11 protein-coding genes and 1 riboswitch are annotated in these 16484 nt (G+C 45.6%); of the genes, 2 read left to right on the forward strand and 9 right to left on the reverse strand.

Translation table 11 applies throughout. The annotated features are described in order from the left end of the window. Nucleotides 1-190 precede the first annotated feature (190 nt). Nucleotides 191-712 (forward strand): hypothetical protein, encoded by a 522-nt coding sequence (locus DMI82_RS16420; RefSeq protein ID WP_110103997.1) that lies wholly within the window; start codon nt 191-193, stop codon nt 710-712. A gap of 379 nt (nt 713-1091) precedes the next feature. Here the strand turns inward: DMI82_RS16420 and DMI82_RS16425 are convergent, their stop codons facing one another. Continuing rightward, nucleotides 1092-1703 (reverse strand): NUDIX hydrolase, encoded by a 612-nt coding sequence (locus DMI82_RS16425; RefSeq protein ID WP_110103998.1) that lies wholly within the window; start codon nt 1701-1703, stop codon nt 1092-1094. A gap of 182 nt (nt 1704-1885) precedes the next feature. On the opposite strand from DMI82_RS16425, the gene DMI82_RS16430 reads away from it, so the two are divergent. Beyond that, on the forward strand, nt 1886-3274 hold the full coding sequence (locus tag DMI82_RS16430) for an MATE family efflux transporter (RefSeq protein WP_242981860.1): 1389 nt from the start codon (nt 1886-1888) through the stop codon (nt 3272-3274). Nucleotides 3275-3539: 265 nt separating this feature from the next. Here the strand turns inward: DMI82_RS16430 and DMI82_RS16435 are convergent, their stop codons facing one another. The 8 genes from DMI82_RS16435 to DMI82_RS16470 form a co-directional block, all read right to left on the reverse strand. Next, nucleotides 3540-4175, reverse strand: a complete 636-nt coding sequence (locus tag DMI82_RS16435) for an ECF transporter S component (protein WP_022426189.1) — start codon at nt 4173-4175, stop codon at nt 3540-3542. A 136-nt stretch (nt 4176-4311) separates the two neighbouring features. Then, nucleotides 4312-4429: riboswitch (FMN riboswitch) on the reverse strand. Between the two features lie 110 nt (nt 4430-4539). Beyond that, nucleotides 4540-7707 carry a fibronectin type III domain-containing protein gene (locus DMI82_RS16440; RefSeq protein ID WP_158526506.1) on the reverse strand — a complete coding sequence of 1056 codons (3168 nt, stop codon included), beginning with the start codon at nt 7705-7707 and terminating at the stop codon, nt 4540-4542. Between the two features lie 294 nt (nt 7708-8001). Continuing rightward, on the reverse strand, nt 8002-9306 hold the full coding sequence (thiC, locus tag DMI82_RS16445; RefSeq protein WP_022426187.1) for a phosphomethylpyrimidine synthase ThiC: 1305 nt from the start codon (nt 9304-9306) through the stop codon (nt 8002-8004). A gap of 475 nt (nt 9307-9781) precedes the next feature. Further along, a complete protein-coding gene (locus tag DMI82_RS16450; RefSeq protein WP_110104000.1) occupies nt 9782-10783 on the reverse strand; it encodes a bile acid:sodium symporter family protein in 1002 nt (333 codons plus the stop codon). 3 nt (nt 10784-10786) lie between these two features. Continuing rightward, nucleotides 10787-11626 (reverse strand): pantoate--beta-alanine ligase, encoded by an 840-nt coding sequence (gene panC, locus DMI82_RS16455; RefSeq protein ID WP_110104001.1) that lies wholly within the window; start codon nt 11624-11626, stop codon nt 10787-10789. 101 nt (nt 11627-11727) lie between these two features. Next, complete coding sequence (gene panD, locus DMI82_RS16460; RefSeq protein ID WP_015526224.1) at nt 11728-12120, reverse strand: aspartate 1-decarboxylase; 393 nt, start codon at nt 12118-12120, stop codon at nt 11728-11730. A 512-nt stretch (nt 12121-12632) separates the two neighbouring features. Further along, entirely contained in the window at nt 12633-13496 is an 864-nt protein-coding gene (locus tag DMI82_RS16465; protein ID WP_330409294.1) for a mechanosensitive ion channel family protein, read from the reverse strand. Nucleotides 13497-14281: 785 nt separating this feature from the next. Further along, the gene (locus DMI82_RS16470) at nt 14282-16438 is read right to left on the reverse strand and encodes a Tex family protein (RefSeq protein WP_092069796.1); all 2157 of its coding nucleotides are present in this window, start codon (nt 16436-16438) and stop codon (nt 14282-14284) included. Between the last annotated feature and the right edge of the window lie 46 nt (nt 16439-16484).

Below are 16484 nucleotides of genomic sequence, written 5' to 3' on the forward strand. Positions count from 1 at the left end.
ATTTCCTCAAAGATTGATTGTACCATTTGTTTTTCCTCCAAATAAGATATTCACTCCATACTCATGTCTGCTATCATTAACACAATTTACGTTTTCTCCTTATCTGGTTTCATACATAATTCAGACTTATAATAAAAGATACAAAAAAAGAGCGAAAACCATATAAAAATCCAACACTGGAGGGAACCTTATGAACGAAGAACTTTTTAATGAAGCATCAAAATCCAACATCCTGTCAAAACAGCTGGTCGATCAACTTCAGGAAAGCATGACCTACAGCAGCATCTCCTTCATCAATTGGACCATCGAAGTCCTCAAGCTCCTGAAAGCCCGCATCGAACGCGGCGACAAGATCAAAGATGAGACCACCGGCGTGATCTACGATTTCTACACCTTCCGCCAATTTGTAGAAACCAACTTCTCCACCTACATCACCGGCCAGGTCTTCAACACCTCCATCCGGTCCCAGAAAGTCTACTTCACCCTGGAAGCCTGCCCAGGCGGCTACAACCTCCTCATGGCAGACTCCGGCAACGAAAAAACCTACCGCTGGATCTCCAGCTTAAGCAAACGCTTCTCCCTGGTAGAAATGATCGCCACCGGAATCGTCTACGTCAAAGACAACCGTACCGACACCTACCAGCCATTTATCTCCGAAAACGGCAAATACTGCAAATACAACAAAGACCTGGGAAAACTCACAGAGCTCTGACCAAAACGGGGAATCCGCAACCGCAGATTCCCCGTTTTTCTCATCCATCCAGCGCAGCGCTAACGGCTCATCCAACTCCCGTCATACCACCCCACTAGCAACACTCCCCACGAGATTTAACACGTCTCACGGCCAACGCACAGCCAGTGAGGGGCTTCTTTCCAGGCTGACTCTGCAGGAGGGGAGCTGCTTCTTAGGTGGCGAAAATCTGCGTTGCTTCAAAAAATCTCGCTGTTTGAGCGGCTTCAGACGCGAGTTCGAGATTTTTTGAAGCGCTTTTAGCAGAATTCCGGCACCTTAGAAGCCAGCCCCCGACGAAGCCCCAGCCTGGAAAGAAGCCCCTCACTGGCGTCCCCTTCCACCATATAACTACCTCCGTTTAAATCTCCCCAAGAAATCCAAACACCTCCTCATCCTCAAGAAAATGCATCAGCATATAAGCACACATGATCGCAACCCTCTCCTCCTTCAGGATCCTCCTGACCTCATCCCGGTCCGCGATCACAACCTCGATCTCCTCACTATCCTCCTGAGCAGCCTTACTAACCTCACCACTGGCATACCCATAAACCGTAGCACAGGATTCATCCGTCATCCCAATCGTCGTAAAATAAGGCTTCTCAAAAGCCTCCGCAACCTTGATCGGCTCCAGCTTCAACCCGGTCTCCTCAAACATCTCCCGCACAGCACCCTCATGGAAATCCTCCCCAGGCTCCACAAGCCCCGCCGGAAACTCATAAATATACCCGCCGATCGTATACCGATACTGACGGATCAGCACAACCTTATCCCGCTTCTCTCCATAAACACTGTAAATGATCACCCCATCCGGATGATTCTCCCCTGTAGAAAGCTTCATATCCTCCACACACTTCGCCCTGGAGGCCACAAAATAAGAAACCGGCGTATCATGTACACTGGTCGCATCCACTCCATAAAGATTCACGAACTTATTATCTGTAAGTTTTTTCACACTATTGATCTTACCCATCTGAAAAACTCCTTCCCGAAAATTTTTTCTAAAAACATTTTATCCCATCCAAAACCAAAGGTCAATTTTTTATACTTACACTCCCTTCACAATAGTGCTATAATAAATATCCTGCTATAAAATTTAAATTTACTTATTACATTACCAAACAGCTACTGTAGACAAGAAAGAAGGAAAAAACATTGAAAAATCAGACCAATGCTGCCCAGGCCGAAAACCCTCTGGGAACCGCCCCTGTAGGCAGCCTGATCGCCAAATTCGCCATTCCCGCCATCATCAGCATGCTGGTCAGCGCTCTGTACAATATCGTTGACCAGATCTTTATCGGCCAGGGCGTAGGAATGCTTGGAAACGCCGCCACAAACATCGCATTTCCCGTAACCATTATCTCTACTGCTGCTGCATTGCTCCTGGGAATCGGCAGCGCCTCCAATTACAACCTGGAAATGGGCGCAGGAAACGAAAAAAAAGCCAGCTCCATTGCAGGAACCGGACTCTCCACGCTGATAATCTCCGGTACGATACTCTCTGTCATTGTCCTTCTGTTCCTGAAGCCACTTCTTCATTTTTTCGGCGGAACACCGGACGTCATGCCCTATGCCATTGATTACATAGGGATCACCGCCATTGGACTTCCCTTTTATGTTTTAAGCACAGGCGGCAACCACCTGATCCGAGCAGACAGGAGTCCTACCTATTCCATGACCTGCATCCTGGCCGGTGCCGCCATCAACACCATCCTGGACCCGCTTTTCATCTTTGGATTCGGCTGGGGCATCAAAGGTGCAGCCTGGGCAACCGTGATCGGCCAGATTGTATCCGGACTTCTGATCATCTTTTATTTTTCCAGACTCCGAAAAATGTACCTGGACCACTCCATGCTGATTCCTAAGGCACGCAATCTGTCTGCCATTTTTTCTCTGGGAATGGCATCCTGTATCAATCAGGTTGCCATTGCTGCAGTGCAGATCGTCATGAACAATACACTTCGCCATTACGGAGCACTCTCCGCTTACGGAAGTGATATTCCAATCGCCTGTGCAGGGATCATTTCCAAAGTCAATCAGGTATTTATGGCCATCTGCATCGGAATCTCCCAGGGCTCCCAGCCCATCTGGGGATTTAACTACGGCGCCGAAAAATACAGCCGCGTGCGCCAGACATACCGCTATTCCGTAACCTTATGTACTGTGATCGCAACCATATTTTTTATCTGCTTCCAGTTCTTCCCGCATCAGATCGTAGGCATCTTCGGAAACGGCAGCGACCTGTACTTTCATTTTGCAGAAAAATATCTCCGCATCTTCATGCTGATGACCTTTGCCAACGGGATCCAGCCTATGTCCGCCGGCTTTTTTACCTCCATTGGAAAAGCCCGGCTTGGTGTGATCATGTCCCTCACAAGGCAGGTGCTCTTCCTGCTGCCGCTGATCGTCATCTTCCCGGTCTTCTTCGGAATCGATGGCGTCATGTACGCAGGACCAATTGCAGATACCTCTGCATTTGTGCTGGCCGTTGTTTTTGCCAGACGTGAGCTTGGAGTCATGAAAGCTGCAGAACAAAACGCCTGACACAAGAAAGAATCCTGCTTGCAGGATTCTCCGCCTGCGACGGGTCGCTTCAGCGACATTATTCCTCTCCGTCGCAGTGCGATCCTGCCCGGAGGGCTTTTTTATGTTATGGGAACATTACGGAGTAATTTCCTATAACATAAAAAATGCCATGTAATTTACTGCCCATCGGCAATATATTACATGGCATTTCTCACATTCTCAGATATTTATCTGAAACCACCAATTTCTGATCTTTTCTTCATCCTCCGGCAGCTGCTTATGATCAGTCACCCTTCAGTACAACACGGATCTTCTTATAAATTACAAATACGATCAGAGATGTCAGTGCATATTTAAAGATATTAAACGGAGCAATGATCAGCAGTGCAAAGGTAAGCAGTCCGTTTACGGAGCTGTGTACTGCGCTTCCCATCTGGATAAAGGTCTCGATCGGCATTCCAAACGCCTTACCGTAAGCCGGAAGCAATACAAAGGCATTGACAAAGCATGCAAGGATCGCTGTCAGGACTGTTCCTGCTGCCATACCTGCAACTGCATGTACTCTGCTCTTTTTGTGACGGAAACGGTAGATCAGGCCGGCCGGTACCACATAGGCACATCCAAACAGGAAATTGGCAACATCACCAACACCGGCAGTCATGGTCCCCTTAGTCACAAGATGTACGAGAATCTTCACAAGTTCGATCAGGATACCTGCCACAGGTCCCATAGCGAAGGTTCCTACCATAACCGGTACCTCGGAAAAATCAAGCTGATAAAAAGATGGTGCAAGAAACGGGATCGGAAACTCAAGATTCATTAATACTCCTGCCACAGCACCAAGCATGGCTACCTGCGCGATGGTTCTTGTTCTGCTTCTTTCCACGGCATTTCCTCTCTGTAATATCTGTTCACTCATAACTCTCTCTCCTTCTTCAGAAATATTCAAAGAAAATTTCCACAAGAAATCTTTATGCGAAAAAAATTTCTATTTCTTCACATAAAAAGCCCCGGGAGCTTCTTCCCGGGGCACTGAGCACGTTCTTTAAATACTGCGCGTTCTTCTCTCATCCAGACTTTACTGTCGGTTCCGGAATTTCACCAGATCAGCCGCCAAAGCGGGTCGCGGACTATACCGCCGGTAGGGAATCACACCCTGCCCCGAAGAAATTTCCTTTTTTATGAGTTCATTATAACGCGCTCTTTTTATAATTACAAGGCTTAATTCTGTCCCGGAAGTATTGTTCTCCATTTATATGGGTCTGAGATCCGCTCATTTATGATCAAACCCGGATTTTCTTTACCGTACTCCAGCTACTGTAAAGAATCTTTTTTCCGACTCTTTTATATGACCGGATGCGGACATAATAGGTCTTTTTGTTTTTCAGTCCTGATATCTTATATCTGGTCGCAGACTGTTTTCCAACTGTGACCGTTTTTCTTTCTTTTGTAAATCTGCTGTCTGCTGCATACTGGATCTGATAGCCGGTTGCCTGTATATTTTTCTTCCAGCTTGCGATAAAGGATCTGTTTGCTTTTTTCAGTCCTGTCAGCAGAGTTTTTGGAGGCAGGATCTTAAAGGTAATCGTTTTGTTGATACGACTGTATTTTCCAGTCCCTCTGACCTGCACAGTTCCAATTCCGGAGTTTTTATTATTTTTGTAATACAGCTTATAAGCACTCGCACCGATCTTCTTTCCATTTACAGTTACGGTTACTGATGGCCGGATGGTTTTTCCCGTATAAGTGTAAGAGGTTCTGTTTAGCTTAACATTGCTGACAAACTTTTCTGTCTTTTTTATGATCTTGAAATGAATGGTTGCAGTACCTTTATAATAACCGGTACCATAAATGGTTACCGTTGCCACACCCGGATACTGATTATCCTCGTAATACATATAATAATCTTCGCCGGCTTTCAATCCGGGTATCACGATGTCCGGTGTGATCTCATTTCCTGTATATGTCTGATCAGCTATTGGATCCGCAGCCGGTAGTTTTCCGTAAATAGTAAAATATAATGTTTCCGATCCTTTATAATTGCCGATTCCCGTGAGCTCTGCACGAGCTTCACCAGGCTTTTCATTATTAACATAGGTTACCGTATAATCTTTCCCCCGTACCAGTCCGTCAATTACCACTTCCGGTTCCACTTTTTTTCCTTTAAAGGTGGTTTCCAGGTAGGTTTCATTATTTTCCGCAAAATAGCACACATGCATTCCATTTTCATCTGGCGTAATCTTGAAACTCCGCTCTACTGTACCGCAGAAAATATCTTTTCCCGTGATCTTTATAGTCGCAGTTCCTGCATTGATGTTATTTTCATAAGTTACTTCATAATCGGAGCCCTGCTCAAGTTCCGGTGCGGATTCACTGGATTCTATTTCGGGTTCATGGCTTTTTCCATTATATTCATAGTCTGAAGTGATCTGTTCAAACCATTCATTCTGAAGCGGTATCCGGTTGTCTGCTGACAGCTCCACAAACGTGCAGCCATGGTCCTCTGCGTATTTCTGAAGTGTGGAATCCTTTTTTCCCGCGATCAGTGCTGAATCCCTGAACGCATCATCCGCCCAAACAGTATCTGTGCTCAGTACTCTTATCCTGCACCCGGAAGACAGACGAAGTCCATTTTTCCCAACTGATTTTACAGATGCGGGAATTATAATATCACGGATCCCTGAACTGCTCTGGAATGCATATTCACCGATTTCTTCCAAACCTTCGTTCAGGACAGCTTTCGTAAGCGACGAGCAGTTTCCGAATGCACCTTCTCCAAGGCTTCTGACACTTCCCGGGACTGTTATGGAAGAAACATTTACACAGTAATAAAAAGCATAGTCTCCCACGCTTACAGTTCCATCCGGGATCTGGTAATCTCCGGAACGTCCGGACGGAAACACGATCAGTTTTGTGCCATCCTTGCTGAATACCACTCCGTCTTTTTCAGAAAAATACGGATTTTCCGGATCTACTTTAATTTCTGTCAGACTGGACTCAGACAAGCCCTCCACAAAAGCAGCCAGCCCTATAGATGACACATTTGGGGGAATCGTAACAGATTTCAATTTCTCACAGTTGTAAAAAGCATTCTTTTCGATGGTTGTAAGCGAATCCGGCAAAGTAACAGACTCTATATCAGAAGCCTGGGTGCAATACTGGAAGGTACTGTTTCCAAGAACCGTTACTTTTCTTCCGTCAATAGTATCCGGAACTACGATATTTGTATCTGTCCCTTCATACTGATACAGCCTGAGTGTTCCATCATTCAGGATCTCATAAGAATAGTCATAGTCCATTTTGGACAATTCATAATGTCTGGGGGCATTTCCCGTATATCCGCAGTCAACCAGATATCTTTCGCCGTCAATAATGACTACGGAATTCCTGTGACCGCTTCCTGCCCCCGGATCATTTGCCGCATACCTTGCATACACGGTCAGTCCCAGTTTTTCGCACATATAGTTCACTGCGCTGGTATTGGCCCAGCAGTCTCCGCCGCCATCCAGCATCAGGCCTGTATAACCGGAATGATACTGACTGTAATTAAAGTTGTTGGCAAGCCATCTGGCGATCGTCTCAACCTTTTTATAATCGGACATTTCCGCAGTAATATTTTCTTTGAGAAATGTATCCATTTTTTGTTCTGCGTAATACTCCGCATAATCTTTGAGTATGAATTTATAATAAACGGTACTGTTTCCATCCTGTACAGAGATCAGGGTCTCTCCAAACATGTATTCCCACTGGCTCTTTACGTCATTTCCGTTTTTGTCTACATAGGTTACATACTGCATTTTAGGAGTAACAAGACCGGTTTCGCTGACTTTCGCAGTATAACCGGAAACAACCGTATATACCGGATTTTTGCCGGATGTCTGGATCTGATAAGATGTCTGCATGGTATCCGGCATGGAGATCACACTGCTGTAGGTATCATTCATCGCATACAGATATATTTCTGTGCTCTCCACATCTGTTTCTTTTTCGGAAGTGCCTGCTGCCGGAATATCATCTGTGAATATATCTTCCTGCTGCTCCTTGTTTTCTCCGTCACCAAAAATTTCTTCCGGTGCCGCAGCCTCCTCTGTTCCTTCTGCTTTTCTGATGACCGCCGAAGGTTCTTCCAGAATTAATCCTTCATCAGAATCCTGTTGTATTTCCTCATTCTCTGAGCTTTCAGCTTCATCCGTTTCCGTTCCGATATCTGATCCCGGAAACTCTTCTTCTGTAATCTGATCTGTGCTCACGGTATTATCTTCTCCCGCGATCTGATCTGTGTTTACGGTATTTTCTGATTCCTCAAAATTCCCGTCATCTGTAAAAGTATCAATGGCGTCTGTTATATCCGTCTGTGCGTCTGTAAAATCTTCGGCCACCACCGGTCCACATGGAACAATAGACATACATAATGACAGACCAAATGCTATCAATTTTTTCGGAAATTTCATTTCGTACCTTTCCTTCCTTTTTATGTAAACCATTTATATGTAAGTTCTGTTTTTATTATAACGCGGCCCTGTCTTTTCGCAAGCTGCAATAATGTCCCTAACTCTGCAAAAAACCGCTGTGATCTTCATTTTAGATCACAGCGGTTTATGTTTTATTATCGGAACATCAGACTTTCCACAATTTCAGCATTACTGTTCTTTCCATATCCGCATTCAATCAACCAGTTTTCTGGCTGGATACTGCCAACACCACGTTCTACTGTGATGCTGCATGCTCATATGCATTCTGTATTCTTACAGAATATCGATATGTTCTCCTGCAAGTGCCTTGTTCATGCTTCGTACTGCGCAGAATTTACCGCACATGGAGCAGGTATCATCATGCTCCGGTTTGCGCTCGTTCCAGATACGTTTTGCTGTTTCCGGATCCATGGCGCATTCCCACTGTGCCTCCCAGTCAAGCTTTCTTCTGGCATCTGCCATCTTGTCATCGATCTCACGGGCACCGCGGACACCTTTGGCAATGTCTGCTGCATGAGCTGCGATCTTAGATGCCATGATTCCCTGTTTTACGTCCTCAAGATTCGGAAGTGCAAGGTGCTCTGCCGGTGTTACATAGCAGAGGAATGCTGCTCCGGACATAGCAGCTACTGCTCCGCCGATCGCGGATGTGATGTGGTCATATCCCGGTGCAACGTCAGTTACGATAGGTCCTAATACATAGAACGGTGCACCCTGGCAAATGGACTGCTGTACTTTCATATTTGCCTCAACCTGATCAAGCGGCACATGTCCCGGTCCCTCAACCATAACCTGAACGTCCTTTTCCCATGCACGTTTGGTCAGCTCGCCAAGACGTACAAGCTCCTCGATCTGGCATACGTCTGTTGCGTCAGCCAGACATCCAGGACGGCAGGCATCACCAAGAGAGATGGTCACATCATACTCGCGGCAGATATCCAGGATCTCGTCGTAGTATTCATAGAACGGATTCTCCTCACCGGTCATACACATCCATGCAAATACAAGAGATCCTCCTCTGGAAACGATATTCATTTTTCTCTTGTGATTACGGATCTGATCGATGGTCTTTCTTGTGATTCCACAGTGAAGAGTTACAAAGTCAACACCATCCTGTGCATGGAGTCTTACTACATCGATAAAATCTTTAGCTGTCAGCGTATCAAGATCTCTCTGATAGTGGATAACGGAATCATAAACCGGAACGGTTCCGATCATTGCCGGACACTCGGATGTCAGCTTGCGTCGGAACGGAATGGTATTTCCGTGGGAAGAAAGATCCATGATAGCATGGGCGCCCATGTTTACAGCTTCCATTACTTTCTGCATCTCTACATCGTAGTCCTTGCAGTCTCTGGATACACCAAGGTTTACATTGATCTTGGTGCGGAGCATGGAACCTACGCCCTCCGGATCGATACATTTGTGATTTTTATTTGCACAGATTGCCACCTTACCGGAGGCTACCAGCGGAAGCAGTTCCTCTGTTGTCATGCGTTCCTTCTTAGCTACGATCTCAAGCTCAGGTGTGATGATGCCTTTACGGGCTGCCTCCATCTGTGTACTGTAATTTCTCATGTAAAAAAAATCTCCTTCCATAAATTCTTTGTGTTTATACAACAAAAAACCGGCTGCTGCAACGCATACGCATCACGGCAACCGGCTCTTACTCTTACGTACTTAATGAAAATCTTCTGTACTTCTGATCTCTTCTGTACTCTCTGATCTTCTGTGTCTTTAAGAATCCTTCGTGCATATGTCCCTACGTTGGCATTATCCAAATCAGGTTATGGGTCAAGACATTTACAGTCTACTCTCAGCTCGCTTCAGCGGGCCCCCCTGTTTTCATATGTTGGGGACGTTTGTTCGTCCATGTGGTTATTATAGTATACCGGCTAAAATTTGTAAACCACAATTCTGCATTTTATGACTTTTTCTTTCGACATAATCTGCCATTTTATCTCTCAAACTCCCCCGGATCTTTCTTTACAGACATTCTTCCACAGCTTTTCTGTTCCCCGTCAGGAGGATATCCGCAATCCGCATTCACTGCTTATTGCTTTTCGCAATTACAGCAGTCGATTTCCCTGATCCGGTCAATCTCTGCAAGGTTTTCTGCACCTGCACGGCGGATCCCCGCAAAAATGGAACCCGCAATATTGTGCCATACACTGAAGATCGCGCCCGGAAGTGTTGCAAGCGGATTGGCTGCAAAATTAGCTGCTGCCAGTGAGACAGCAAGGCCACTGTTCTGCATGCCTACCTCTATAGCTATAGCAGTTGTTCTGGAATACTCCACATGGAAGATTTTTGCAGCCAGAAATCCCAGCATCATACCACAGAAATTGTGGATCGCCACTACTCCAAGCACCAGAACTCCACAGCTTACGATCTTCTCTGCATTTACAGCCACAATTCCTCCGATGATCATAACAATAGCTACAACCGACACCAGCGGCATAACATCGGATACCTTATCCACATGCTCTCCCGCAAGGCTCCGAAGAAAAACTCCCAGGAGAACCGGGATCAGAATTACCTTTACCACAGAGATCACCATGGCCCAGAAGGATACTTCCACCCAGGCTCCTGCCAAAACATATACAAGAAACGGTGTCATCAACGGTGCTGCCAGTGTGGAAACTATGGTCATTCCCACAGAAAGCGCCACATCACCTCCTGCGATATAGGTGATCACATTGCTGGCTGTTCCGCCCGGACAGCATCCCACCAGGATCACTCCCAGTGCCAGATCTGCCGGAAGGTTCATCACTTTACACAGAAGCCAGGCGATCACCGGCATAATGGTATACTGAGCCACTGCACCGATCACCACTTCTTTGGGTCTGGAAAAAATTGCCCGGAAGTCATCCAGCTTTATGGTCAGGCCCATACCAAACATGATCACTCCCAGAAATACAGACGTATAGTTCGTCATCCAGGAAAATCCGTCACGCCAGAAAAAAGCCAGGCAGGAAAAAGCGATGATAATGATCCCGATATATCTGGATGCTAGGCTGCTGATAATTCCGATTTTCTTTAAAACTTTTCCCATACATTATACCTCGTAGCTGAAGTTGTCGATCAGTCTTGTTTTTCCGATGTAAACAGCCATTGCTACAAGAACGCTGCGGTCAGCTTTTTCCACCGGCTGCATGGTAAATGCATCTACCATGGATACATAATCAATCTTTGCCAGAGGCTCTGCTTCGATCACTGCTCGCATTTTTCCGAGAAGCTCTTCTGCCGGGATTCCTGCGTGAATGGCTTCCTGTCCGGCTTTTACTGCCTTTGACAGGCAAAGAGCTGCTTTTCTCTCTTCAGGGCTTAAGTATGTATTTCTGGAGGATTTTGCAAGTCCGTCCTCCTCACGGATGATCGGACAGCCTACGATCTCAATATCGAAGTTCAGATCACGCACCATCTTGCGGATGATGGCCAGCTGCTGTGCGTCTTTCTGTCCGAAATATGCTCTGTCCGGTGCCACAATGTGGAACAGCTTGGTCACAACGGTACACACACCCTTGAAATGGATCGGACGTGTTTTTCCGCAAAGTGTCTCTGACAGAGTATCTATACTTACAAATGCGTGGGGATCATGATACATCTCGGAAGGCTCCGGGCAGAAGATCAGGTCTGCTCCCAGGCTTTCGCAGAGTTTGCTGTCACGCTCAAAGTCTCTCGGGTAGGCTTCCAGGTCCTCGGTAGGACCGAACTGTGTAGGATTGACGAAATCGGATACCACTACGATATCATTCTGCTCTCTGCATTTTTTGATCAGGCTTGCGTGTCCCTCATGGAGAAATCCCATGGTTGGCACAAGGCCTACTGTTCTTCCTTCTTTTTTCCACGCTTTGATCTGTTTTCTTGTTTCTTCTACTGTTTTTGTTACCTGCATTGTGCTCTCCTCTTTTCCGGTTCTGGAACCGGTTTTCTGAATAGATTCGAGATAGCCTCTTTTCTGAATTCACCTTCGTCTTATTGTATTTCTAATCTGCGTCAGGCCATATCCTTCAGCAGTCCGTGTTTCTCATAATTGGTCACTCTGCTGATCCTGTTCTCTTCATCTACAAATACAACTGCAGGCTTGTGAGTACGGGCTTCTTCCTGCTCGTACTGTGCGTAAGCCATGATGATGATCTTGTCACCGGTGCTTACACATCTTGCTGCTGCTCCGTTCAGGCAGATCATACCGCTTCCGCGTTCTCCGCAAATGGTGTATGTCTCGAAACGGCTGCCGTTGTTCACATCTACGATCTGGACCTTCTCATATTCCAGTATCCCGGCAGCTTCCAGCAGTTCCTCATCCACAGTGATACTTCCTACATAATCCAGTTCCGCCTGGACAACGGTTGCTCTGTGGATCTTTCCTTTTAACATCTCTATTGTCATCTTATATAAGTCCTTTCCTGCAGGGAATAACTTTCAAGTGGATAAAAGCATCCGCTTCTGTATTTAATAAAAAAACGTCTCGGGGTACACTTCGACCCTGAAACGCTTCTGATTGATTCCCTGTATATTGAGTCCTGTTTTTTATACACGAAAAGCATACTCTTCAACAGTTGCTCAAAATTCCCATAACTGTTGTAACGCCTTCGTTATCATCGATACAGGCTCGTATCTTTTATAATTTTCATATATCCGTCCGTTCCCGATCCCGGGTTCCGGCTGGCTATTTTTATATAAGATTCCAGTGATTTCAGCCAGAGTATAGTTTTGAGTCCAAATACTATCTCTGTGGGGTATTATTGCACCCCGACACTGGTTTGTCAATAATTTTCATATTCTCTATTATCGTGAATGGCAGTAATAATCTCAAAACCAGTTACTTTCATCAAAAAACCCTCCCACACAGCAATTTCTCTGCCATGTGAAAGGGCTTTAGCTTTCTTCCTTTATGCACATTATTTATGGATATGCACATCCAGCTGATTATAAGGAATCTCAATTCCATAATAATCAAAATCTTCCTTGATCCTCTGGTTCAATCTCCATCTGGCTGCCCAGTAGCGGTCGGTATCTACCCAGACACGAAAGCCCATGATCACAGAGCTTTCTGCCAGCTCATCTACGAATACCACCATCTCTTCGTCTTCTCTTGTATCCGGATCTTCGGTGAGGATATCTTCCAGGATATCCTTGGCCTTCTGGATATCTGCATTGTAAGAGATCCCCACTTTGATCTCCAGCCTTCGCTGATCCCTTGCTGTTACGTTGGTGATGGTCGCATTGGAAAGAGTACCGTTGGGGATCACGATGTGCTTGTTATCAATGGATAACAGCGTTGTATAACAAATCTCGACCTTGGCTACCGTTCCCTCGCTTCCGTCCTGTCCGTTAACGATGATGTAATCCCCTACCTGGAACGGCTTGAACAGAAGAAGCATCATACCTCCTGCCAAGTTGGCAAGTCCACCCTGGAGGGCAAGACCCATAGTAACACCTGCAGTTCCAAGAAGTGCTGCCAGAGATGATTCCTTTACTCCAAAGCTTGTGGATATATTAAAGATCAGGAGTATGTAAAGTATGATCTTGACCAGAGAGGACATAAACTGTGCCACTCCTGTATCCAGCCTGGATTTTGTCAGTGATTTCCTCACAAACTTTACGATCCATTTAATTACCGTGCTTCCTACCCAGAAAGCAACGATAGCCAGAACAACCTTGATTCCGAATTTTGTGATGTCCGGCAGGTAATTTTCAAACATCTGCCTGTACTGGCTTACCTGATTTCCGACCTCCTGCACGGTCTGTACAGTACTATCCAAATATAATCCCTGCTACTAAAAACATATACATATGTGTATATGCTAGATGATTTACTACAATCTCACGATTTGTAGTTACTGCTTCAACGTATATGCTTTTGATGATATAAATATCAATCTACTCACAAGTTCTTGTACACTCCACAGTCGTAAATTCCCGACTAAGCCATCGGTACATATCTGTATAGTCTTGTATATGACATTATACAGACTTCATCTAAATAGCTTTTCCTTTCTTAATATTTGTTTTTCTTTGCTACTTGGTTTTCGTAGACTTATACCATTACTCAATTACAACCATCAAGGTTCTACCCTATAGTTAGCAAGGCTGTTTCAACTTGCACTGGTTCATTTCCTGTAATTCCAGTAGTTTTAAGTTACCAACTAGTGTTTTGGATTTTAAACACCTTTGAGTGTATTTACTCACATTTGTTGACATTTCTGATTACATATGTATCCCTCTTGTCTGATCGATCATTCGATATACATATGCGGATCGATCTATGTATTCCTGATGTAAACATTCCCTATAATCCGCATCTGGTAATATAATAATACAGCAGTGGTTTTTCCCTGTAAACCTGATTTCTCCGGTTCTATAAAGTATAGGGTATAAACCACTGCTGTATTTCTGTTATAGCTTTATTGTATATCTGTCCGGTAATCCGCCGCAGAATGCTGCTGAATATACATTACTGTTCACTCTGTTCTCAGTAACACGCCTGGCGATGCACAGAATTTATGCTGATCGCATAAATTCGCGCGGTATGTCTCGGATTTTCTCTTTATTTACTGATTCCCTTCATGGAAAGGCTGATACGTTTTTTCTTCATATCAACACCAAGAACACGGACATCCACGATATCTCCCACACTGACTGCTTCCAGCGGATGTTTGATGAATTTCTCGCTCATCTCGGAAATATGGACCAGGCCATCCTGATGCACACCGATATCCACAAAAGCACCGAAGTCAATAACATTGCGGACAGTTCCCTTGAGGACCATGCCTTCTTTCAGGTCTTTCATATCCAGGACATCGGTACGGAGGATCGGTTTCGGCATCTCGTCACGTGGATCTCTGGCAGGTTTTTCCAGTTCCTTTACGATATCACGTAAGGTTGGCTCTCCAATCTCCAGCTCCTTTGCCAGTTTTCCGTAATCGCGGATCTGCCCGGAAATACCGGTAAGCTTACGCTCTGCCACATCTTCCGGTGTGTAGCCCAGCTTTTCCAGGAGTTTTTTTGCTGCGTCATAGCTTTCCGGATGGACACTGGTTGCGTCCAGAGGATTTTTGCCTCCTGTGATCCGTGTGAAACCTGCACACTGCTCAAAAGCTTTCGGACCAAGCTTGGCAACCTTAAGAAGCTCTCTTCTTGTCTGGAAACGGCCGTTTTCCTCACGGTAGGCTACAATATTCTTTGCGATGGCCTTGCTGATTCCGGAAATATACTCCAGAAGGGATGCAGATGCAGTATTCAGATCCACTCCGACCTTGTTTACACAATCTTCCACAACGCCGTTAAGGGCTTCTCCCAGCTTTTTCTGGTTCATATCATGCTGATACTGACCGACACCGATGGATTTCGGATCGATCTTTACAAGCTCTGCAAGCGGATCCTGTACACGTCTTGCGATGGATGCGGCGCTTCTCTGTCCAACATCGAAATTCGGGAATTCTTCCGTGGCAAGCTTGCTTGCGGAATATACAGAAGCACCTGCCTCGTTGGTGATAACATACTGGACCTTTTCAGGGATTTCCTTAAGAAGCTCCACGATGATCTGCTCGGATTCTCTGGATGCCGTTCCGTTTCCTACAGAGATCAGTGTCACATGATATTTGCTGATAAGCTTTTTCAGGGTTTCCTTTGCGGCACGGATCTTGGTCTCATTGGTTGGTGCTGTGGGATAAATAACTGTGGTATCCAGAACCTTTCCGGTAGGATCTACCACTGCCAGCTTGCATCCGGTACGGAAGGCAGGGTCCCAGCCAAGAACTACCTGTCCTGCAATTGGAGGCTGCATGAGAAGCTGCTCCAGATTTTTGCCAAAGACATGGATGGCACCGTCCTCTGCTGCCTCTGTAAGGGCGCTTCGGATCTCACGCTCAATAGCCGGTCCGATGAGACGTTTATAGCTGTCCTCAATGGCTTCTTTCAGAACAGGTATAGTGTATGGATTATCGCGGACGATCACCTGTTTTTCAAGATAACGGATGATCTCTTCCTCAGGTGCAAGGATCTTCACAGTAAGGAATTTCTCTTTCTCACCACGGTTCAGAGCAAGGACACGATGACCTGCAAGCTTTTTCACCGGCTCCTCAAAGTCATAATACATCTCGTATACAGACTGCTCCTTCTCATCTCTTGCGGTAGAACATATAGTTCCCTTATCCATTGTTCTCTTACGGATACTGATACGATAATCTGCTTCATCAGAAATGTGTTCTGCAATGATATCTCTGGCACCGCTGATGGCCTCTTCCACAGTTTTGACTTCTTTTTCCTCAGAAAGAAATGCTTTTGCCTCTTCTTCAAGAGGTTTCTTCGTCATCTGGAGAAGGATGATGTCGGCCAGCGGTCCCAGACCTTTTTCCCTGGCGATGATGGCACGTGTACGGCGCTTCGGGCGGTACGGACGGTAAAGATCCTCTACCACAACGAGTGTCTGCGCTGCCTCGATCTGTTTCTTCAGCTCCGGAGTCAGCTTGCCCTGCTCCTCGATGCTGCCCAGAACCTGAGCCTTTTTATCCTCAAGATTTCTTAAATAAGTAAGTCTCTCATTAAGATTACGAAGCTGTTCATCGTTCAGTGTACCGGTTGCTTCCTTACGGTATCTGGAAATAAAAGGAATGGTGCAGCCTTCATCGATCAGCTTAACCGCTGCCTCGACCTGCCATTTCTCAACGTTCAATTCTCTGGTAATTACCTGAATAATATCCATTTTTATCTTTCTCCCGTTGTTTCAAATTTGCCTGAGGCTGCTTTTT

Origin of the sequence: Blautia sp. BCRC 81119, assembly GCF_003184505.1 — a bacterium.
GTDB lineage: Bacteria > Bacillota > Clostridia > Lachnospirales > Lachnospiraceae > Blautia_A > Blautia_A fusiformis.

Excerpts from the sequence above, each read along its gene's own strand:
- DMI82_RS16420 (WP_110103997.1), top strand. The coding sequence starts at position 191 with ATGAACGAAGAACTTTTTAATGAAGCATCAAAATCCAACATCCTGTCA.
- DMI82_RS16425 (WP_110103998.1), bottom strand. The coding sequence starts at position 1,703 with ATGGGTAAGATCAATAGTGTGAAAAAACTTACAGATAATAAGTTCGTG.
- DMI82_RS16435 (WP_022426189.1), bottom strand. The coding sequence starts at position 4,175 with ATGAGTGAACAGATATTACAGAGAGGAAATGCCGTGGAAAGAAGCAGA.
- DMI82_RS16440 (WP_158526506.1), bottom strand. The coding sequence starts at position 7,707 with ATGAAATTTCCGAAAAAATTGATAGCATTTGGTCTGTCATTATGTATG.
- thiC (WP_022426187.1), bottom strand. The coding sequence starts at position 9,306 with ATGAGAAATTACAGTACACAGATGGAGGCAGCCCGTAAAGGCATCATC.
- DMI82_RS16450 (WP_110104000.1), bottom strand. The coding sequence starts at position 10,783 with ATGGGAAAAGTTTTAAAGAAAATCGGAATTATCAGCAGCCTAGCATCC.
- panC (WP_110104001.1), bottom strand. The coding sequence starts at position 11,626 with ATGCAGGTAACAAAAACAGTAGAAGAAACAAGAAAACAGATCAAAGCG.
- panD (WP_015526224.1), bottom strand. The coding sequence starts at position 12,120 with ATGACAATAGAGATGTTAAAAGGAAAGATCCACAGAGCAACCGTTGTC.
- DMI82_RS16470 (WP_092069796.1), bottom strand. The coding sequence starts at position 16,438 with ATGGATATTATTCAGGTAATTACCAGAGAATTGAACGTTGAGAAATGG.